The sequence below is a fragment of the Motilimonas sp. 1_MG-2023 genome (assembly GCF_030547455.1).
GTDB lineage: Bacteria > Pseudomonadota > Gammaproteobacteria > Enterobacterales > CBDFNC01 > Motilimonas.
In genome coordinates, this window is sequence record NZ_JAUOPX010000001.1 from 184,286 (window position 1) to 205,872 (window position 21,587).

Below are 21,587 nucleotides of genomic sequence, written 5' to 3' on the forward strand. Positions count from 1 at the left end.
TGTTTATCCTAAAGAGAACAGAATCAAATTAGCCCACTACTGAGCCTAAGCTAAAGATAGGTAAGTACATGGCAATAACAAGGCCGCCGACTACTACGCCCAGTACTACCATGATCATCGGCTCGATTAAACTGGTTAATGCATCAACTGCATCATCCACTTCGCGTTCATAAATATCGGCTACTTTGGTTAGCATGCCATCTAAATCGCCCGATTCTTCACCGATCATAATCATTTGCGTCACCATATCGGGAAAGATACCAGTGGTTCGCATCGCCACATGCATCTGCATCCCCGCTATGACTTCGTTACGTATGTTTAAAATGGCACTGCGGTAAACATAGTTGCCCGATGCGCCCGCGGCAGACTGAAGAGCGTCTATCAGCGGAATACCGGCGGCAAAAGTGGTGGATAAGGTACGAGCGAAACGCGCCATCGCGCCTTTGTGTAAAATAGTGCTGATTACCGGGATTTTTAGAATAAACTTATCGGTATTATCTCTTACATTCTGAGAGTTTAAATGTGCTTTTTTAAAGGTGAAAACAGCGATAGCGATGCTAAAGAATACGATATACCAGTAACTTTGTAGTAGGTGAGATATGCCAATAACAAACTGGGTAAATGCCGGTAACTCAGCGCCAAAACCATTAAAAATATCTTCAAATTGTGGGATTACAAATAGTAATAAAATCACTGTTACCGTGATAGCAACAAGCACCACCATGGCAGGATAAAACATGGCTTTTTTTATTTTGGATTTAAGGGCTTCTGCTTTTTCTTTATAAATAGCAATCCGATCGAATAGTGACTCTAATGCGCCTGATTGTTCACCAGCTTGCACTAAGTCGCAGTATAGATCATCAAAATATTTAGGGTGTTTTTTCAACGCATCAGAGAGCGGCGTTCCAGTTTCTACTTCACTTGCAACCGTGCCAATTAAATCGCGGATAGCGCCTTTTTCGTTGCTCTTGCCGATCATTTGCAGGCTTTGTACTAGTGGTACACCAGCTGTTAACATGGTTGCTATTTGCCTTGAAATAATAGCAATGTCCATTGGCTTAACTGTGTTGCCTAATTTATCAAAGATGGACTCGGTCTTTTTGGCTATTTTGGTTATGTTTACGCCCTGACGGCGCATTTCAGCTTTAAGTTGTGCGGCAGATTCAGACTGCATTTCACCAGAAACTTTTTTGCCTTTACGGTTTACGCCGCTCCATTTAAAGGTATAGATTTTAGGGGCGCTTTTGGCTTTTGCTACTGCCATCATAATTCCTTTAAAATTGATTAATTGTTAGTCGTTAGTGACGCGGGTGACTTCAGACAGGCTGGTGACGCCTTCTACCGCTTTAATTAGGGCTGATTGACGTAAGGTGTGCATGCCTTCTTTTTGCGCTATATCATTCAGTACCATGGCATTGGCATTATCTAATATAGCGCGACTAATGGCTTCTGACATCACCATCACTTCGTAAATACCGACCCGGCCTTTATAGCCATCGGTACATTTATCACAACCGACCGCTTTATAAGTGGTAATACCTTTCGCCACTTGGGCTTGAGTGTAACCTAGAGCTAATAGTTCTTGCTGAGGTATTTGCTCAGGGGTTTTACAATGCTCACATAAACGGCGCGCTAGACGCTGCGCCATAATCAAGGTCACCGATGAAGCGACGTTAAAGGCAGGTACGCCCATATTAAGTAAACGCGTTAAAGTCTCTGAAGCTGAGTTGGTATGTAGCGTTGATAGTACTAAGTGACCGGTTTGCGCTGCTTTAATGCCGATTTCGGCGGTTTCTAAATCGCGGATTTCGCCGACCATTACGATATCAGGGTCTTGACGCAGGAATGAACGCAGCGCGCTGGCAAAAGTTAAGCCCGCTTTTGGGTTCACTTGTACTTGGTTAATGCCTTCCAAGTTAATTTCAACCGGGTCTTCCGCAGTAGAAATATTGCGCTCTGGGGTATTAAGAATATTTAAGCCTGTATACAGAGAGACGGTTTTACCTGAGCCAGTCGGCCCAGTAATCAAAATCATCCCTTGTGGTTTAGCAATGGCGTCTAAATACTGCTTCTTTTGTTTATCACTATAACCCAGCGCATGGATATTTAGTTTCGCTGCTGAGCTATCAAGAATACGCATTACGATTTTCTCGCCCCACATGGTGGGTAAGGTCGAAACACGTAAATCCATGGATTTGTTTTTAGATAACCTTAATTTAATCCGGCCATCTTGCGGAATACGGCGTTCGGCAATATCCAGTTTAGACATGACTTTTAGCCGGGCTGAAAAACGATTGGCCAAGTTAATCGGCGGTGTCGCCACTTCAGCTAAAATGCCATCAATACGCAGGCGTACCCGGTACTTTTTTTCGTAAGGCTCAAAATGAATATCTGATGCGCCTTTACGAATCGCATCGGAAAGAATTTTATTGATATACTTGACGATCGGCGCATCATCATCTCCGATGTTTTGAGCTTCATCTAGACGAGACTCAGCATCATCAACTTCAAGATCGCCTATTTCAGACTCGTCTAAGTCGCCAAGTGCAGAAGTGTCATCTTCAGTGAGTTTCTCGATAGCTCGTTGCAGCTTATCTTCTTCTACCAGTAAGGCTTCGGTATGCATAGCAAAGCTAAAACCGAAGTCTTCCAGTGCACCCACGTTAGTGGGGTCCGACATAGCGATGTAAAGAGTGTGGCCTTGGGTATAAATCGGCAGCGCATGATGCTTTTCGATTAGTTTTTCATTAACAAACTTATCGGGAATATCGTCTAATTGAAAAGAATCAAGATCGAGTAGTGGAATGCCGTATTCAGCCTCACAAAAATCCGCTAATTCTTTAGAGCTTATAATCTTATTAAGCACTAAATAAGTCACTAGTGGTTGTTTTTCGGCTTTAGCATTAACTAATATAGATTGGGCTTTTTCCTTGGGGAAAAAGCCACGAGTGGCTAAATTGCTGATTAAGCCACTCGTGGATGCGTTTATTGACATGCTAACTCTAGATTAGAATGTTGGACAGAAATCAGTGTAGTCTGTAGAACCTGTTGAACAGTCGGCAGCCCATAGCATTGAACCGTTCGGTTGTACTTGTCCTGTTAGTACGTAGATAGCACCAGTATCTAAACTACCAAGAGCAGTATTGCCACCAGCAGATGTTACTGTAATTGTAACTGCATCAGCACCAGCGCCAGCTGCTGTTGCTACACCCAATATGTTACCTGCAGCAGCAACATCATCAGGAATACCTACTGAACCGTTAATACAGTTGGTATTTAAGTTTGTAGTGTTGGCGTTGGTTTGTGCACACACTTCAACAGCACTTTTAGCACCGCCAGCAGCAGTTACAAATTTTGAAAATTGCGCTCGGTTTGTGTATTGCTGGTAAGCAGGCAATGCAATCGCAGCCAAAATACCGATGATCGCTACTACGATCAATAGTTCAATTAGGGTAAAACCCTGTTGTGCTTTGTTCATTTGCTTGTTCATAAAGGTTGTCCTTCACTTACGGTTTTTATTAGGGATAAGGGTAGGTAACAGAAGTTTATTTAAGGCTTCATTACCTGTGGTGTAACATCTCAAGAAACTTGATCTGACACAAGTTAGCTAGATCATGTTTTCACATATTTACTTTAGAACACAGTGGTGTGTTTCACACTTTATACAGATAAACTGGCCAGAGATTCGTTTAACTCTGTAATGGTTATCACAACACTATACGGTTTGCTCTATGTGTTAAGCAGCGAAATTGACAGATTAACGCCGCAGCAATTATGTAAATAATCGTAACTAACGCGGCGATTCTAATGAACCTCTCACCTTTTTATCAAGTTATTTCGTATGCTTTTAGCAAAATTGAGACGTGACTCAGTAAAACCTAAGTCTTGATATTTAAGAGAAAAGTATTATTGCTGTCGATTGCTATAGGGATTAACGCCGTATTTATCTAAGGTTGATTTTGCAAGTTACTTGGTGTTTCGCGGTTTAAATCAGAGATCAAACCGCCCCGAAAGCTGTGTCGCGCTATTTTTCATGGTCGCACCGATCGTAGGAGATGAGCTTGTTAAGCAAATATCACAAATTCCCTGAGCAAGCTTAGAACCTACAAAAAACACTACTTCGGGCAATCCACAAAGTCTTATCCAACAAAGCGCATTGATAAATCCACTGCTTGTACATGCTTAGTCAATGCACCGACCGATATAAAATCTACGCCGGTTTCAGCGAAGGTGGCGATGGTGGTTAAATCCACATTACCAGATACTTCCAATTTTGTTGTGCCATGGTTATTGGCAACGGCTTGCTCCATCATCGGCACGGTGAAGTTATCTAGCATCACTACATCGGCCTTGGCAGCCAATGCTTGGGCAAGTTCTTCGAGGCTTTCCACTTCAACTTCTACTTTTAAACCCGGCTTTAGAGTGCGTGCTTGGTTAATGGCCTCTGCAATGCCGCCACAGGCTAGAATATGGTTTTCTTTAATTAGGTAAGCGTCATACAAACCAATGCGGTGATTGTTACCGCCGCCGCAAGTCACCGCATACTTAGATGCGTTGCGCAGACCCGGTAAGGTTTTACGCGTGTCCAACAGCTTACATTGGGTATGGGCAATTTTACTGGTATATTCATGGGTCGCGGTGGCAATACCTGATAAAGTTTGAATGAAGTTTAATGCACTGCGCTCGCCAGTTAACAAGGTGCGAGCCGGGCCAGATAAATGGCAAAGCACTTGATTTGGCGTAACGAGGTCGCCGTCTTTAACTTGCCAATCAATGGTGACGCTGTTGCCAAGTTGTTTAAATACTTCATCGGCCCAGGCTTGGCCACAAAACACCGCTTGCTCGCGGCTGATAATGGTCGCCTTAGCTTGGGTCTCAGCAGCAATTAAGTTCGCGGTAATATCGCCGACATCAGCGCTTAGGCCGTTTAAATCTTCAGTGAGGGCGAGGGTGACGCTTTGGGCGATTTCTTGCTGGTTCATGCTATGTCCTGTCGGGCGGATAAAGTTAATTAAAGCTGATGATCAGCTCGTTACCTTGTTGTACTAACTTAAACTGGCGCAGTACATTCATACCTAGCAGCACAGTGTCGTCGTCCATATAAGGGTTTATTTGCGCGCGGAGATCGTACAATGTTAGCGACCCTAAGCTCAAGCTTTTAATCTCGGTTGAATAGACGGAAATAATGCCATTAGCGGTGCTGACTTGGCTGGCGTAGCCGCGTGTTAAACCCACTTGATCGGCAATATGCTGTGGCAATACGGTTGAGGTCGCGCCTGTATCGAGCATAAAGGTCACCTTTTGCCCGTCAATCAGGCCATCAACCACGTAATGGCCTTGGCGATTCTGCACTAAGGTAATGCTGCCTTGTTGGGTTTGATTATTTAGCTGGCCGTTAGGATTATATTCGCGGGCTATTTTGCCATCAAAATATTGATAACTCAGGCCACCTAAGCACAGCCAAGCAATTACCCACATCCATTTACTTACTTTTTTTGGTGCATTGTGTTCCGGCAATTCCATGACTTCCTCATCTATTCTTTTCGGCTTATTTACACCCAATCAACCTAGAGGTGCTTGACACATGCATCTTCAAGGTGATTGGGTATATAACCCAGCTAAATCTAATACGGGTTAATTGCTACTCTTACTAAAACCTGCTTACCTTGATAATTACGCGCTTTACTTGAAAAGACAACCTGTCTTAGCAGATCAGACTTTAGTTAAGGTGTCGGAAATGGCAGGATATGCGGATTAATGGCATTGAGTTTAGGAAATGTATGTCTGTTACTATCGATAGCCAAGGCATGATAGCGCAAGCCCGCCAAGTGCCTTCGCCCTTTTGTGATTTTCGCCCGCTGGATGCGTCCATTTCTTTATTGGTGATCCATTCCATTAGTTTGCCCCCGGCACAATTTGGTGGGCCGTATATTGACCAGTTATTTACCGGTCAACTTAATCCGAGTGAACATCCATACTTTGAGATTATTTACCAATTTAAAGTGTCCGCCCATGCTCTGATCCGCCGTGACGGTGAATTAGTACAATACGTGCCTCTTGATAAACGGGCTTGGCATGCGGGCGTGTCAGAGTTTGCCGGACAAGAAAAATGTAATGATTTTTCTATTGGCATTGAGCTTGAGGGGACAGATGACAGCGAATTTACCGATGTGCAATATCAAACGTTAACTAAGCTCACCGAGGCTATTTTAACCCATTACCCTTTGATTACTCCGCAGCGGATCACTGGCCATAGTGACATCGCCCCAGGGCGCAAAAGCGACCCCGGCATTGGGTTTGATTGGCAGCGATATTTGCAAGGCTTGGCTGCGGATTCAAATCGCCCCATGACTGGGGCTCCTACGAGGGCTTAGCGCGTGAGGAGCTCGTAGGACCCGCAGTTATGCGGGGATTTTTCCGTGAATTGAAATTGATGAAAATCACAAATAACAGCAATCCCAATGCGGATAATCTTTAACACTGGTGACTAATTTGGCACGTAAAGGATTGGCCACGATGTAGCGGCAAGTGGGTAGTATTTCATCTTCGTGGCGGAGGTTGTGATCATAATAGCCATGCTGCCAGACTTTATCCTTGGCTATCGCTTGTTGATGAAGTTGATAGCTGGTACGGCGCTTAACTTGGCCAATGAGATCTTTTAGCTCTAGGTTTGAGTGCAGTTGCACCAGCCAATGAAAATGATCGGGCATCACCACAAAAGCTAAGGTTGAGCATTGTTGCTCGCTATCTGATTTTGCCATTGCATGAATAAGTATGCGAGCAGAGTTAAACTCGTTAAACAGTGGTTGCCTTTGATAAGTCACTGAAGTGATCGAGTAAATACGATTGCTTTGTGACACTCTACCTAACCGTAATCGATAGCCGTGAAAGGGCATGAGTTTATTCTCATTAGAATAGATGAATTTAATATAGGTGATTTATAGTGCCTTTGGTCATTTTATCGCCCCAATACTAGGGCTCCTAGGTTGAGGGATAACTTGCTTTTAACAAAGTTGTCAAAATGTGCTGTTAAGGTTGAATGAATGTAAAACAAGTGCATTGGTCTGACCTTTTTGGCATGAAATTGCAGCTGTTACGTAAAATCGTTTGATCTTGATCAGCTTTTCGCTAGACAAAATGTTAGTGCTTTGCTATTTTTTGCGCCAAATAAAATTGGTAATACCAATTGCTCTAAGCGTACTCGAAAAGAGAAACCATGGCCTATCAAAAGATAAAACAGCCTAAAATTGCCGACGTGATTGAAGCGCAATTGGAAAGCATGATTCTGGAAGGGAGCTTAAATCCCGGTCAGAAGCTGCCGCCTGAGCGTGAATTAGCTAAGCAATTTGATGTTTCAAGGCCATCTCTGCGTGAAGCAATTCAACGTCTTGAGGCGCGTGGTTTGCTGACTCGTCGTCATGGCGGTGGCACTTTTGTTGGCGCCGAGCTTAGACAAGGGTTAACCGATCCTTTGTACGACTTGCTCAACTCAACGCCGGAATCACAGTATGATTTATTAGAATTTCGTCATGCCCTTGAGGGTATTTCGGCGTTTTATGCAGCGTTGCGTGGCACCGAGACCGATTTTGAGCAAATTCGCCAAACCTTCTCTAATATAGAGCAGGTGCAATTAAATCAAGATCTTGAAGCAGAAGCTAAGGTAGTAGTGGCATTTTATTTGGCCATCGTCGAAGCCTCTCATAATTTGGTATTGATGCATCTGATGCGCGGTTTATTACCGTTATTAGAGCAAAACGTATTACACAATTTAGAACAACTGCAGCGTCGTCCGGAAATTACCGAAGCAATTCGTGAGCACCGGAAAATGCTGCTTGATGCGATTTTGGGCAAAGCGCCTAAAAAAGCCAGAGACGCGTCTGATCGCCATCTGGTTTTTATTGAAGAAACCCTGCTTGAAATTAGTCGTGAAGAAAACCGCCTTGAGCGCTCTTTGCGTCGAATTCAGCAAATTAAAGAATAACTGGGTGTGAATAATCACACTTTCGTTTGTGCGTGAAAGCAGTCACGTTATCGTGAATAACAAATAGGAAACTGCCATGTCAGATATCCAGAAGCAAGATCTCGACCCACAGGAAACTGCGGAATGGTTAGAGGCTTTAGAAGCGGTCATTTCAGAAGAAGGTACTGAGCGTGCTCACTACCTACTTGAAAAGCTAGCTGATAAAACACGTCGTAGCGGTGGTCACTTACCGTTTGACGCGACCACAGCTTATGTTAATACCATCCCACCGGGTCAAGAGCCACACATGTCTGGCGACATGGCGTTAGAGCGTCGTATCCGCGCTATCGTGCGTTGGAATGCGTTAGCGATGGTATTACGTGCATCGAAGAAAGATTTAGACCTAGGTGGTCACATCTCAAGCTTCGCGTCTTCTGCCACGTTATACGATGTAGGTTTTAACCACTTTTTCCGTGGTCCAAACGAACAAGACGGCGGCGATTTAGTTTACTTCCAAGGCCATATCTCTCCGGGTATCTACTCGCGTGCATTCCTTGAAGGCCGTTTGACAGAAGAGCAGCTAGACCATTTCCGTCAAGAAGTAGACGGTAAGGGCTTACCTTCTTACCCACATCCTAAGTTACTACCTGATTTTTGGCAGTTCCCTACGGTATCTATGGGTCTGGGTCCAATCTCAGCTATTTACCAAGCTCGTTTCCTTAAATACTTAACAGACCGCGGCATTAAAGACTGTTCACAGCAGCGCGTTTATTGTTACTTAGGTGACGGTGAGTGTGATGAGCCTGAATCATTAGGTGCTATCGGCATGGCTGCACGTGAAGGCCTAGATAACTTATGTTTCGTTATCAACTGTAACCTACAGCGTCTAGACGGCCCAGTTCGTGGTAACTCTAAGATCATTCAAGAGCTTGAAGGTACCTTCCGCGGCGCCGGCTGGGAAGTGCTAAAAGTTATCTGGGGTCGCTACTGGGATCCACTATTAGCACAAGACAAGTCAGGTAAACTGCTGCAGTTAATGGAAGAAACCGTAGACGGTGAATACCAAAACTTTAAAGCCAAAGGCGGCGCGTACACCCGTGAGCACTTCTTTGGTAAGTACCCAGAAACGGCCGAAATGGTTGCTAACATGTCAGATGAAGATATCTGGCGTCTAAACCGTGGTGGTCACGACCCATACAAAGTTTATGCAGCTTACAAAAAAGCGGCTGAAACCAAAGGTCGTCCAACGGTTATCCTAGCTAAAACCGTTAAAGGTTACGGTATGGGCGCAGCAGGCGAAGGTAAAAACATCGCTCACGGCGTGAAGAAAATGGATCTAGATGCGATCAAGCACTACCGTGATCGTTTCAATATTCCAATTTCGGATGAAGATTTACCGAACATTCCTTACTATAACCCGGGTCCAGACTCGGAAGAAGTTAGATACATGAAGGCGCGCCGTGAAGCCCTAAAAGGTTTCTTGCCACAGCGTCGTATTAACTCTGACATTGAAATGCCGATCCCACCAGTGAGTGCATTTGATGCGGTATTGAAAGGTTCAAACGGCCGTGAAATTTCAACTACCATGGCGTTTGTGCGTATCCTAACGGTACTGCTAAAAGACAAGCAAATTGGTAAGCGTATTGTGCCTATCATCCCAGATGAAGCGCGTACTTTTGGTATGGAAGGTCTGTTCCGTCAAGTGGGTATTTACTCTCGTCAAGGTCAGAAATACACCCCACAAGATAAAGACCAAGTGGCTTACTACAAAGAAGACATTAAAGGTCAAGTACTACAAGAAGGTATTAACGAGCTAGGTGCGAAAGCAGATTGGGTTGCCGCGGCGACATCATACAGCACCAACAACAGCCCGATGATCCCATTCTACATCTACTACTCTATGTTTGGTTTCCAACGTGTTGGCGACATGGCATGGTTAGCGGGTGACCAACAAGCACGTGGTTTTGTGATTGGTGGTACTGCAGGTCGTACAACATTAAACGGTGAAGGTTTACAGCATGAAGATGGTCACTCACACGTACAAGCGAACGTGATCCCGAACTGTATCACTTACGATCCAACATACGGTTACGAGCTAGCAGTGGTTGTTCAAGACGGCATGAAACGCATGTACGAAGACAACGAAAACATTTACTACTACCTAACGGTAATGAATGAAAACTACGAGCAACCAGCCATGCCAGAAGGTGCGGAAGAAGGTATTCGTAAAGGTATTTACAAGCTAGACGAAGTGAAAGGCCAAGGTAAAGCTAAGATCCAATTGCTAAGCTCGGGTACTATCATGCTGCAAGTTCGCGAAGCGGCGCGCATTCTAGCGGAAGATTACGGCGTTGATGCTAGCGTATTTAGCGCAACCTCATTCAACGAGCTAGCGCGTGATGGTCAAGCGGTTGAGCGTCTAAACATGCTAAACCCACTAGCCGAAGAGCAAGTACCTTACATTACGACTGTTCTTGAAGCTGGCGTACCAACGGTTGCGGCAACGGACTACATGAAAACTTACGCTGACCAAGTACGTGCATACGTACCAGGCCCATACAAGGTATTGGGTACTGATGGTTTCGGCCGCAGTGATAGCCGTGAAAATCTACGTCGTCACTTTGAAGTTAACGCATCTTACGTAGTGGTTGCTGCGTTAGGCGAACTAGCGAAGCAAGGCAGCATTGAGAAATCAGTGGTTGCGGAAGCGATTGCTAAATTCGGCATTGATGTAAACAAAGTTAACCCACTGCACGCATAACAATAGGTATTAAGAGAATGTCTGATATTAAAGAAATTCTGGTTCCTGACATTGGCGCAGACGAAGTCGATGTAACCGAGATTTTAGTCGCCGTGGGTGACACCATTGAAGAAGAGCAAGGTTTGATTTCTGTTGAAGGTGATAAAGCATCAATGGAAGTACCTGCGCCGTTTGGCGGCGTAGTAAAAGAAATCAAAGTAGCAGTTGGCGATAAAGTGTCTGAAGGTACTCTTATCATTACTGTGGAAGCGGCGGGCGGTGCGCCTGCAGCAGAAGCGCCTGCTGCGCAAGAGGCTCCTACGACGCCGGCTCCTGAAGCTCCAGCTCCGGCAGCCGCAGCGCCAGCTGGCGCAAGCCAGCTGCTTGAAATCACGGTGCCAGATATTGGCGCTGATGAAGTTGACGTTACTGAGATTTTAGTAGCCGTTGGCGACACGATTGAAGAAGAGCAAGGCTTGATTTCGGTTGAAGGCGATAAAGCTTCAATGGAAGTACCGGCACCATTTGGCGGTGTGGTAAAAGAAATTAAAGTAGCGGTTGGCGATAAAGTGTCTGAAGGCACTTTGATTGTGGTCGTTGAGTCTGGCTCAGCTGCTGCAGAGGCACCAGCTGCTCAAGCAGCGCCTGCACCAGTTGCTGAACCTGCTCCTGCAGCAGCGCCAAGTGCAGCATCAACGACTGAGCTTAAAGAAGTTCACGTGCCTGATATCGGCGGCGATGAAGTTGAAGTCACTGAGCTACTTGTTTCAGTTGGCGACACTATCGAAGAAGAAGCGGGTCTACTCACTGTTGAAGGCGATAAGGCTTCAATGGAAGTACCAGCACCGTTTGCGGGTGTAGTCAAAGAGCTAAAAATTAATGTCGGTGATAAGGTATCTGAAGGTACTTTAGTGGCTGTGGTTGAAGTAACCGTTGCCGGGGCACCTGCACCCGCTCATGCGGCACCTGCTCCTGTTGCAGCAGCGCCTGCGCCAGCTCAAGCTGCGCCACAACAAGCAGCACCTAAGCCGCCACCAGTGCCGCATCACCCAAGTGCAGCAGAAAGCAAAGGTTCAGGTACAGTGCATGCTTCACCATCAGTGCGTCGTTTAGCGCGCGAATTTGGTGTAGACCTAACTAAGGTTAAGGGCTCGGGGCGTAAAGCTCGCATTATCAAAGAAGACGTACAAGCATATGTGAAATATGAATTGTCACGTCCAAAAGCAACGGCAACAACGTCAGTTGGCGGTGGTAACGGCTTACAAGTTGTGAAAGCACCTAAAGTTGATTTCTCTAAATTTGGTGAAATCGAAACCGTTGAAATGTCTCGTATCCAGAAAATTTCTGGTCCTGCGCTACATCGCAACTGGGTAACTATTCCACACGTAACGCAATTTGACGAAGCGGATATCACTGAGCTAGAAGCATTCCGTCAAAGCGAAAACGCGATGAATGCGAAAATCGGTAACGGCATTAAAATTAGCCCACTGATCTTCATCATCAAAGCGGTCGCGAAAGCCCTTGAACTGCATCCTAAGTTCAATACGTCACTAGCTGAAGACGGCGAGCACATCATCTACAAGAAATACATCAACATTGGTGTAGCGGTAGATACGCCAAACGGCCTAGTGGTTCCGGTTGTTAAAGATGCTAACCGCAAAGGCATTCACGAGCTAAGCCGCGATTTGGCTGAAATCTCTAAGAAAGCGCGTGATGGCAAGCTAACAGGTAAAGACATGCAAGGTGGTTCACTGAGTATTTCTAGCCTTGGCGGCATCGGTGGCACGCAGTTTACGCCAATCGTTAATGCGCCAGAAGTGGCTATCTTAGGTGTGTCTAAGTCTGAAATGAAGCCAAAATGGAACGGTAAAGAGTTTGAACCTCGCTTGATGGTTCCATTAGCGCTTTCTTACGATCACCGTGTGATTGACGGCGCTGATGGCGCACGTTTCATCACCACAATTAATGGTTTACTGTCTGATTTACGTAAATTAGTACTGTAAATGTTAAGAGGTCGGCGTTTGCCGACCTTTTTACTTCCATTTTCTTAACATGATTGTAAACTTGTTGGGATTTTTGTACCCCGACAAGCCAAAAGATAAGAGGCCAGAATGAGTAACGAAGTGAAAGCACAGGTCGTTGTGCTAGGATCCGGCCCTGCCGGATACTCTGCCGCGTTTCGTGCAGCAGATTTAGGTTTGGAAACCGTGTTAATCGAAAAATACTCTACCTTAGGTGGCGTATGTCTTAACGTAGGCTGTATTCCTTCAAAAGCCTTGTTACACGTTGCAAAAGTAATTGAAGAAGCCAAAGCCCTTGCTGAGCATGGTGTTATCTTTGGTGAAGCGCAAACAGACATCGATAAAATTCGTATCTGGAAAGACAAAGTAGTTGGCCAACTAACTGGCGGCCTTGGCGGCATGGCTAAGATGCGTAAAGTGAAAGTGATTGAAGGTTTCGGTAAATTTACTGGCCCTAACTCAATTGAAGTTGACGGTAAAGACGGTAAAACTACCGTTAACTTTGACAACGCGATCATTGCGGCTGGCTCTCGTCCGGTTAAATTACCTTTCATCCCGCATGATGACCCGCGTATTTGGGATTCAACGGGTGCCCTAGAGCTGAAAACAGTGCCTGAGCGTTTACTTGTTTTAGGTGGCGGCATCATAGGTCTAGAAATGGGCCAAGTGTACAGCGCGCTAGGTTCAAACATTGACGTAGTTGAATTTGCTGACCAGCTCATTCCAGCTGCCGATAAAGATGTTATTCAGGTTTACACTAAGCGCGTGAAGAAGAAATTCGACATCATGCTAGAAACCAAAGTAGTTGCAGTTGAAGCTAAAGAAGACGCAATTTATGTGACGTTTGAAGGTAAAAACGCACCTGCAGAGGCGAAAGCATATGATGCAGTATTAGTGGCAGTAGGTCGTGTACCAAACGGTCTTGGGCTAGATGCAGACAAAGCTGGCGTTAATGTTACTGAGCGTGGCTTTATCGAAGTTGATAAGCAAATGCGCACTAATGTGCCACACATTCATGCTATCGGTGACATCGTGGGTCAACCTATGTTAGCTCACAAAGGTGTGCATGAAGGCCACGTGGCTGCAGAAGTGATTGCTGGTAAGAAACATTACTTTGATCCTAAAGTGATTCCATCAATTGCCTACACTGAGCCAGAAGTTGCTTGGGTTGGTCTAACTGAGAAAGAAGCGAAAGAGCAGGGCGTTAACTACGAGAAAGCAGTATTCCCGTGGGCAGCATCAGGCCGTGCGATTGCATCAGATTGTTCTGACGGCATGACTAAGCTTCTGTTCGATAAAGACACGCATCGCGTGATTGGTGGTGCTGTTGTAGGTACTAACGCAGGTGAACTACTTGGCGAAATCGGTTTAGCGATTGAGCTAGGTGCAGATGCAGAAGACATCGCGCTAACTATCCATGCTCACCCTACGCTACACGAATCAGTGGGTCTAGCAGCAGAAGTATACGAAGGTTCAATTACCGACCTACCTAACCCAAAAGCGGTTAAGAAGAAGTAATTTCAGTTTCAAATACGAATGATAAAAAGCAGCCTAGGCTGCTTTTTTTGTACCCCCATTTTGAAGCCGGTGGCCATTGGCTATACTCGATTTAACTGCGGGGTCATAACTCAGGGCCGCAATGTCGATGCTTTATTCGTTAGTTATTAAAATCACTACTTGTGTCTAGTCTTAGCTTTAAACTTGTGTTTCTTAGCTATTAAATATGCCATTCTTTGCTGTGCTACAAGTTGCATAGATTTAATGGTCAAATGGTTTGGAACATAAGATGAATAGAGACAATAAAAAGAAAGGTTCGGCTGGAGTCTTCGTTGTTTTTTTGATGGGGCTTACTTTGCTCTATGGTTGTGGTGGCGGTGGTGACGCTGACCCAATGCTATCGTCTGTTGTGGTCGCACCAACGTTAGTCCCTTCTGTTTCACCGTCAATTGTGCCAAGTGTTTCCCCCTCACCAACCTCTGCCCCCATTGCTCCGCCATCCGATTTAGGGGTGAAATTACCACCCGCTAATATTCCCCAAACCTTGGTTAAAGAGACTAAGTTTGACTGGTACATTCGCCCCGACGGTGGGCTATGGGGGCAATGTGATGGAAAAAGTAATCAAGCTTATCCCGGCTCAGGCCTAAACCAAGCCTGCGCCTTAGGAAGTTTATTCGAGCTATTGCCGCCGGGTGAAACACCGAATATGCAAGGGGGAGATAAGGTTTGGGTTGCGAGTGGCGAATATCGTCTGGGGCGTATTGTTAACCAAGTTGATAGCCATCGCTTTAGCGACTGCGATGCTAACTGGCCATGGAACTGTTTCATGGCGGTGTTACCTTCAGGGACACAGGATAAGCCAACTCGGTTATATGGCGAATCTTGGCGGCAAGGTTGCACTGCACCTCCGAAATTAGTTGGGGTTGAGCGGGCTAAGCGCGTTATTAATTTAGCGGCAGCGGAATTTGTTGAGGTGAACTGTTTTGAAATAACCGATGGTCAAGCCTGTGGTGAATTTCATTTACATGGCTTTGCCGATCCAAACCACAGTAATCATGGTATTTACCAACAACAGGCTCAAGCTTGTACTCGGGTTAATGATCCTGTTCCACAAGGTGATTGGGCGGGGACTGGAGTCTATGGCGCCGATGCCAAGCATATATTATTAAAAAATATAAACATTCACGGTCTTGCCAATGCTGGGGTGGTCGCTCCTCGGGTAACAGATGTGCGCATAGAGCAAAGCCGTATTGTAGGTAATGCTTGGGTGGGCTGGGAAGGCGATGGTAAGCCGAGTGCTAAAAGCTCAGGTTTAGTGCATTTTAAACATACTGAAATAGCATGGAATGGCTGTATTGAACAACTTGATGGCAGTTACCGTGGCTGCTGGGGACAAACGGCGGGGGGTTATGGTGATGGCTTGGGCACTGGTGATACTGGCGGCAACTGGATCTTTGAAGGCGGCAGTATTCATCACAACACCTCCGATGGCTTAGATTTGCTGTATAACAACGATGGCAATGTCACCATTTATGGCTTGCAAGCCTATGCCAATGCAGGTAATCAGATTAAGGTCGCTGGGGAGCAATTACTGATCGCCAATAGTGTCATCAATGGTCAATGTAATTGGTTTGAAAACCGCCCCGAATTGGCAGATTTAACCCATTGCCGCGCTTCAGGTGTCAGTCTTTCTGTGTCTTTTGCCAACGATAATGCGCAGGCGGTGCTAGTAAACAATTATATAACTGGGCTAGGCGATGGCCTAATTTCACTAGGCAGTGGTCAGCGTCGTTCACAGTTAACGGCGGAAAATCGACTTGCGCTAGTGAATAATATCATTATGGGACAACCTCAGGCGTCTACGCTTGGCGATAACACTTTTTATATTTATACCGAATCGGATCCCGCTCAGGTAATGAACTATGACATAGATTACAACCTAGTGGGTGGCGACATTAAATTCAGCGGTGGTTTCCCTGGTTGTCCTTATGGTGGTAATGATATTTGCAATACACCAACAAACTTAGAGCTGCAGACCGGTCAATTGTCCGACCCGAATACTTTTATTGGTGTCGATCAGGGTTTAACTTCAGGTATGCCAATTTTGTTTACTGAAGTACCGAATACAGACATGGCCGGCAAGGCTAGGCAGCGGGGCCAAGGGGTTGATCTCGGCCCGAGAGAGTATCAATAGTATCTAATTAGTGCTCATTATATGAGCTAAATGTTGGTGCCACAAATGCGCTTGGCTCAACGTACCAATGAGCCCTTTACCGTGATGATGATAGACGTTGATCATTTTAAAAAATTTAATGATTTACGTGGTCACGACGGAGGTGACCAAGCTATGCAGGTAGTCGCTCATTGTTTAACTCAGCTAGCGCGTGAAGGCCAAGGCAATGTAGCCCGTTTTGGTGTTGAAGAATTTTACGCCATACTTCTGCCGTGGAAGCCATGGCGGCTGCAGAGAAAGATCGTCAAGGGGTAAGAGCATTGCTGCTGACCTATTAAGTTGATTCAGCGAAGTATTAACGATCACTATTGGATTAGCCGGTTCGAGTGATATCAAGGATACTGAAGCACTGTTAAAGCAAGCAGATCGTGCATTATATATGGGTAAACCAGCGGGGCGAGATTGCGTGATTAACACGGCTAGCCTATCACTAAATTGATTTTCAAAAATGTTTTCTTTAACTATTTGAATGTAATATCTTATTTGGTAACTAAGCCGAATAAAATTTAATAGTTGGAGGAACACATGTTGCCACAAGTCATTATATTAAATGGGACGGGAAGCTCAGGTAAAACCAGCGTGGCGAAGGCGCTACAGGAGCAACTGGTAGAGCAATACTTAAATTTTAGTATTGATAGCGTGCTTTATGCGTTACCACCGAGTGATTTAGCCAACATGATGAAAGGCGAACCTATTACCCGAGGTGGCTATGATTACGCTCAATTGGTGGATGGTTATCACCGCTGCTTGCCTAGCTTACTTGACGCGGGCTGCAAACTGATTATCGACAATGCTTGGATTGATGCCGCAGAAGTAGATAGCTTAATGACCCTACTCAGTCCATATCAAGTTTGTGTTATTGGCGTGTATTGTGATTTGGCCGAGGCTCAACGACGGGAGTTGGCGCGAGGGGATCGCGCTATCGGCTTAGCTGAATATGAGTATCCGCTAGTACATAAAGTGTTTAATTATGATTTCACCTTAGATACTACCCAACTTTCGCCCGAGCAAGGTGCTAGCTTGATTGTGCAGTGGCTAGCGTAGACGTATCAAAGCTAGTGTGTTGTTTTCTAAACCCGGTTGGGCTTAGTCCATGAAGCTTGCGAAACCGGGTAGAAAAATTGGTTAGCTCACTGTATCCCACTAATTCGGCGATATCTTGGATCGGCCAATCAGTGCCGCTGAGCAAGCGTTTGGCTTGATTCATACGTAATTTAATCACCTGTTGTAGCGGGCTACTTTGATAATACTGTTTACATAAACGATGAAAATGGGGCGACGAAAAGTGCGCTAGCCTAGCCATTTCTTCCACGCTCCAGTTATGGTCTAGCTTTTGTTCTACTTGCTCAAAAACTTGGCGCAAACGCAGTGCTTGCCTATCATGGGCTGATTGATCCGCTAAGCTTGCAGTTAATACTTGGATCATTTGCGCGATCAGCAAAGGCTGAATTTTGGAGTGGGATAAAGCAGATAGCCCTTGTGTTAATACCAAGCCATCGATGCAATTTTTTAGCAATTCACCGTAGGGCATATAGAGTAGCTGGACTTGTTGTTTGATACCTTTTACCAAAGGGGCGTCTGGCTGCATCATCATCCAAGCCAGTTGCCATTCTTTATCCGCTAGTTCAATCCGATTGGCAAAATTGTTCGGTATGATTAATAGGCTACCAGGCTCAAGTTCATAGTCGTGATCTTTGGTGTGCAGTTGGCCCTTACCACTAAAGGTAAAAAGTAAGGTCACAAAATCAGGATTAGGACGAGAAATTGAAAACTCCTCTATCGCAAGGCAACTGCCACATTGAATAATTTGTTGCGTTGCTAATGCTGCAAGCTCTTCTGGCCCCAGCACTTTTTGCTGGCATTTTGGTGAAATCGTAAAATGGCAAGGTGATATAGGCATAATCTAGAATGATAGTTTTTAATAACTAGCTGCGAGTATAGCATAATCACTTTTTGGGGCTTAAGCGTATTCTATAGCGATTGTGTCAATGATCACTTGGAGCCAGTATGAAAGCCCTTTTTCAGTCAGCAGACAGCCAGTTTTGGCGTCAAGTTCGCAGTATCGCTGTCCCAGTTGCGATCCAATCTTTGTTGTTTTCTATGTTGGCTCTGGTCGATGCATTGATGGTTGCTAGTCTTGGCGAACAGGCTGTTGCGGCCGTAGGCCTTAGCGGTCGAGTATTGTTTTTTAATTTACTGGCTATTATCGGTAGCAGTGCTGGGGTGGCGATTTTGGCTGCGCAGTATTTTGGCGCGAACAATATTGCTGGGGTTAAACGAACCTTAGCTCAAGCTTTTATGATGTCGCTAGTTATTACCTTGCCATTTGTTTTGCTTTATCTTTTTGCTCCTGATGTGGTGATAGGATTGGCAGGGGGAGAAGCTGGCTTTAGTGAGCTTGCCACGCAGTATTTATTAATAACGGGTTGGACGGTGATTTTTACCGCCGTGGCTGTGCCCATTGAATCTATGTTACGCGCCGTTGGTGAAGCGAAAATGCCAACTTACATCAGTGTCTTTGCCGTGGTGCTTAACGCTGGCTTAAACGCTTTGTTAATTTTTGGCTTATGGGGCTTTCCGCAGTGGGGTGTGATGGGGGCCGCAGTTGGTACTGCTGTATCGCGTTTTGTACAAACGGTGATGCTGGTGGCATATATGTATCAATGGCGTGGTCAATACGCGCCTCGCTGGCAAGATTATAAAGATGGCTTAGCTAAAAAGGCGCGCCAGCGCTATTTCAGTATTGCCGTTCCCGCTATGTTGCAAAATGGGGGCTGGGCTCTTGGTACAGTGACCTATAGCTTTTTACTTGGCCACATTAGTATTAGTGCGCTAGCTGTAATGAGTATTTTAGGGCCGATAGAATCCCTCGTATTATCTGGCTTTTTTGGCCTAGGTGTGGCAACGGCGACCTTAGTTGGCCAAGAATTAGGCGCCGAGCAATACGATCGAGCGTGGAATAAAGCTTGGCTGTTAATCATAAGCGGTGTTGCTGTTGCCATGTGTATTGGTCCGCTGACTTACTTAACGCTGGATTGGATCAAGCAAGGTTTAGTGTTGCTTAATACACCTGAGTTAGATATGGCTTTGCAAGTGCTGCTGATTTTGGCTTTTGCCATTCCACTACGCGTATTCAACATGATGGGGATCTCGGGGGCGCTGCGCAGTGGTGGTGACATGAAATACGCTGCCTTTATCGATATCTTTGGGTTATGGGGGATTGGTATTCCGATTGCCTTGTTCACCATCTTTGTTCTCGGTTGGCCCTTACCTTGGGTGATCATGGCAATCTTAACCGAAGAGGTCGTTAAGATAGTGTTGGTATTAAGACGGATCCACGGCAAGCGCTGGTTAGCTAATCTAGTCAATGAACCAGAGACCGCGCCAACTGACACCGTGCCAGCAGTTGCCGCGTAAATTTTTATGTAGCAAGCCCCAGTCATGGGGCGATTTGATCACCTTCTTTATCGCCACATGACTGCGGCTCCTACGCCTACCGGTCACAAATCGTCAATATTGGCTAAATAATCCTGCGCCTGAGCTAAGATACTTTGCTGTTGCTCGGGCGTTTGTTTATCCCAATTGCGATACACCATGCCAATACGTGGGTTGTTGGCTAAGCGCGCGCGGTGTTTAATCATAAATTGCCAATATAAGCTGTTAAAGGGGCAGGCGCCTTCGCCATCACGTTGCTTGACTTGATAGTGGCAACCTTTGCAATAATCACTCATTTTATTAATGTAATTGCCACTGGCGGCGTAGGGCTTGGTAGCAATAATGCCGCCGTCGGCAAACTGGCTCATGCCGCGGGTGTTGGGCATTTCTACCCATTCAATGGCGTCGATATAAATGCCTAGATACCACTCATCCATGGCATCGGGGTGAATGCCTGTGAGCAGGGCGAAATTGCCGGTGATCATTAAACGCTGAATGTGATGAGCGTAGCTGGTTTCAAGGGATTGCTTAATGGCATGGCCCATGCAGTTCATCTTGGTGTTACCGTGCCAATAAAATGCGGGCAGGGCGCGCTGGGCATCGAGGCTATTTAGCTCGCTATAATAGGGCATATTGGCCCAATACACGCCGCGTACGTATTCGCGCCAGCCTAAAATTTGCCTTACAAAACCTTCTACTTGCGCCAAGCTAATGTGCTCGGGGCGCTGCTCAAACGCGCTAATGGCCGCTTGAATCACTTGCATCGGATGTAAGATTTTTGCATTGAGGGCAAAGGATAAGCGCGAATGATACAAGCTCCATTGATGCGGACTGTTGGCGGTCATCGCATCTTGAAATTGGCCAAAATTTGGCAGGCAGTGTTGGCAGAAAAAATCCAATAACGCCAACGATTGCTTGCGGTTAATCGGCCAAGGTAAGTGCTCAGCTACTTCACCTATGGTGTTAATTTGATGGCGCTTAAGGCGGGCTAAAATTTCTTCAATCGGGTTGTCAAATAGTAGGGGCGCGGGAATGTTAGCGAGATCGGCACTCTTAAACTTATTGCGGTTTTGCGCATCGTAATTCCACTTTCCACCCAGAGGCTTGCCCCCTAACGGCTTGCCATCATCTTCTATCAGCAGGTTAAAGCGTTTGCGCAGCTTGCGATAAAAGCCTTCCATTAATACATGTTTATTTGGGGCGAAATAATCACCTAGCTCGCAAAAAGGCACTAAAAAATGTTCGCTGTCCCACTCACTGATATTCACCTTGTCTATTTGTAAATTAATAAGCTGTTGGCGCAACCGATATTCATCGGGGCGTTGAAACTGTAACTGGCTAATGCCGTGTTGTTGGCACACCTGCATGAGTAAATCGGGTAAGTCTTGATAGGCTTGGCTGTCATCTAAGGTTAAGTGCAATACCTGATGACCCGCTTGCTTTAATGCGTTAGCAAAGCCTTGCATCGCAGCAAAAAACGCGCACACCTTTTGCACGTGATGCGCCACATAATCGGTTTCTTGTTTTAGCTCGGCAATCAAGTACAGCACCCCACTATCTTTGGTTTGGTACCAAGAGTGATGAGCGTTGAGCTGATCGCCTAAAATCAGGCGCAGAGTGTGGTAGTTGGCCATCGTCATTACAATATCCGCGTGCGTTTACCTAGTGTGAGTGTAGTTAAACGCAGCGGGTGGCTGATCA

At 45.7% G+C, this 21,587-nt stretch carries 17 protein-coding genes; 9 read left to right on the forward strand and 8 right to left on the reverse strand.

All coding sequences use genetic code 11. The annotated features are described in order from the left end of the window. Positions 1-28 precede the first annotated feature (28 nt). The 5 genes from Q4519_RS00860 to Q4519_RS00880 form a co-directional block, all read right to left on the reverse strand. Complete coding sequence (locus Q4519_RS00860) at positions 29-1,264, reverse strand: type II secretion system F family protein (protein ID WP_303508478.1); 1,236 nt, start codon at positions 1,262-1,264, stop codon at positions 29-31. Positions 1,265-1,291: 27 nt separating this feature from the next. Next, positions 1,292-2,995: a type IV-A pilus assembly ATPase PilB gene (gene pilB / locus Q4519_RS00865; RefSeq protein ID WP_303508481.1), complete on the reverse strand. Its 1,704-nt coding sequence runs from the start codon at positions 2,993-2,995 to the stop codon at positions 1,292-1,294. Positions 2,996-3,007: 12 nt separating this feature from the next. Further along, positions 3,008-3,490, reverse strand: coding sequence for a prepilin-type N-terminal cleavage/methylation domain-containing protein (locus Q4519_RS00870; RefSeq protein ID WP_303508483.1), 483 nt, complete (start codon positions 3,488-3,490; stop codon positions 3,008-3,010). 649 nt (positions 3,491-4,139) lie between these two features. Next, entirely contained in the window at positions 4,140-4,982 is an 843-nt protein-coding gene (gene nadC, locus Q4519_RS00875) for a carboxylating nicotinate-nucleotide diphosphorylase (RefSeq protein WP_232799888.1), read from the reverse strand. 25 nt (positions 4,983-5,007) lie between these two features. Continuing rightward, complete coding sequence (locus tag Q4519_RS00880) at positions 5,008-5,523, reverse strand: TIGR02281 family clan AA aspartic protease (RefSeq protein ID WP_303508484.1); 516 nt, start codon at positions 5,521-5,523, stop codon at positions 5,008-5,010. 257 nt (positions 5,524-5,780) lie between these two features. On the opposite strand from Q4519_RS00880, the gene ampD reads away from it, so the two are divergent. Then, a complete protein-coding gene (ampD, locus tag Q4519_RS00885; RefSeq protein WP_303508487.1) occupies positions 5,781-6,374 on the forward strand; it encodes a 1,6-anhydro-N-acetylmuramyl-L-alanine amidase AmpD in 594 nt (197 codons plus the stop codon). Between the two features lie 66 nt (positions 6,375-6,440). Here the strand turns inward: ampD and Q4519_RS00890 are convergent, their stop codons facing one another. Then, positions 6,441-6,860: a transposase gene (locus Q4519_RS00890; protein ID WP_232799885.1), complete on the reverse strand. Its 420-nt coding sequence runs from the start codon at positions 6,858-6,860 to the stop codon at positions 6,441-6,443. 356 nt (positions 6,861-7,216) lie between these two features. Here Q4519_RS00890 and pdhR point away from each other — a divergent pair, with 356 nt between their 5' ends. The 7 genes from pdhR (at position 7,217) to Q4519_RS00925 (ending at position 17,495) form a co-directional block, all read left to right on the forward strand. Then, positions 7,217-7,981 (forward strand): pyruvate dehydrogenase complex transcriptional repressor PdhR, encoded by a 765-nt coding sequence (pdhR, locus tag Q4519_RS00895; RefSeq protein WP_232799884.1) that lies wholly within the window; start codon positions 7,217-7,219, stop codon positions 7,979-7,981. A 76-nt stretch (positions 7,982-8,057) separates the two neighbouring features. Then, complete coding sequence (gene aceE / locus Q4519_RS00900) at positions 8,058-10,721, forward strand: pyruvate dehydrogenase (acetyl-transferring), homodimeric type (RefSeq protein ID WP_232799883.1); 2,664 nt, start codon at positions 8,058-8,060, stop codon at positions 10,719-10,721. 17 nt (positions 10,722-10,738) lie between these two features. After that, positions 10,739-12,703, forward strand: a complete 1,965-nt coding sequence (gene aceF, locus Q4519_RS00905; RefSeq protein WP_303508490.1) for a pyruvate dehydrogenase complex dihydrolipoyllysine-residue acetyltransferase — start codon at positions 10,739-10,741, stop codon at positions 12,701-12,703. 108 nt (positions 12,704-12,811) lie between these two features. Then, positions 12,812-14,239: a dihydrolipoyl dehydrogenase gene (gene lpdA / locus Q4519_RS00910; protein WP_232799881.1), complete on the forward strand. Its 1,428-nt coding sequence runs from the start codon at positions 12,812-12,814 to the stop codon at positions 14,237-14,239. Between the two features lie 268 nt (positions 14,240-14,507). Beyond that, complete coding sequence (locus tag Q4519_RS00915) at positions 14,508-16,412, forward strand: hypothetical protein (protein WP_303508494.1); 1,905 nt, start codon at positions 14,508-14,510, stop codon at positions 16,410-16,412. A gap of 45 nt (positions 16,413-16,457) precedes the next feature. After that, positions 16,458-16,706 carry a GGDEF domain-containing protein gene (locus Q4519_RS00920; protein WP_303508497.1) on the forward strand — a complete coding sequence of 83 codons (249 nt, stop codon included), beginning with the start codon at positions 16,458-16,460 and terminating at the stop codon, positions 16,704-16,706. Between the two features lie 270 nt (positions 16,707-16,976). Beyond that, a complete protein-coding gene (locus Q4519_RS00925; protein WP_232799878.1) occupies positions 16,977-17,495 on the forward strand; it encodes a chloramphenicol phosphotransferase CPT family protein in 519 nt (172 codons plus the stop codon). On the opposite strand, the gene Q4519_RS00930 is transcribed toward Q4519_RS00925, so the two are convergent. Beyond that, positions 17,467-18,351 (reverse strand): AraC family transcriptional regulator, encoded by an 885-nt coding sequence (locus Q4519_RS00930; RefSeq protein WP_232799877.1) that lies wholly within the window; start codon positions 18,349-18,351, stop codon positions 17,467-17,469. The genes Q4519_RS00925 and Q4519_RS00930 overlap by 29 nt on opposite strands. 107 nt (positions 18,352-18,458) lie before the next feature. Here Q4519_RS00930 and Q4519_RS00935 point away from each other — a divergent pair, with 107 nt between their 5' ends. Further along, positions 18,459-19,868, forward strand: coding sequence for an MATE family efflux transporter (locus Q4519_RS00935; RefSeq protein ID WP_303508502.1), 1,410 nt, complete (start codon positions 18,459-18,461; stop codon positions 19,866-19,868). Between the two features lie 83 nt (positions 19,869-19,951). Here Q4519_RS00935 and Q4519_RS00940 read toward each other — a convergent pair whose 3' ends face one another. Continuing rightward, on the reverse strand, positions 19,952-21,520 hold the full coding sequence (locus Q4519_RS00940; RefSeq protein ID WP_303508588.1) for a cryptochrome/photolyase family protein: 1,569 nt from the start codon (positions 21,518-21,520) through the stop codon (positions 19,952-19,954). Positions 21,521-21,587 lie beyond the last annotated feature (67 nt).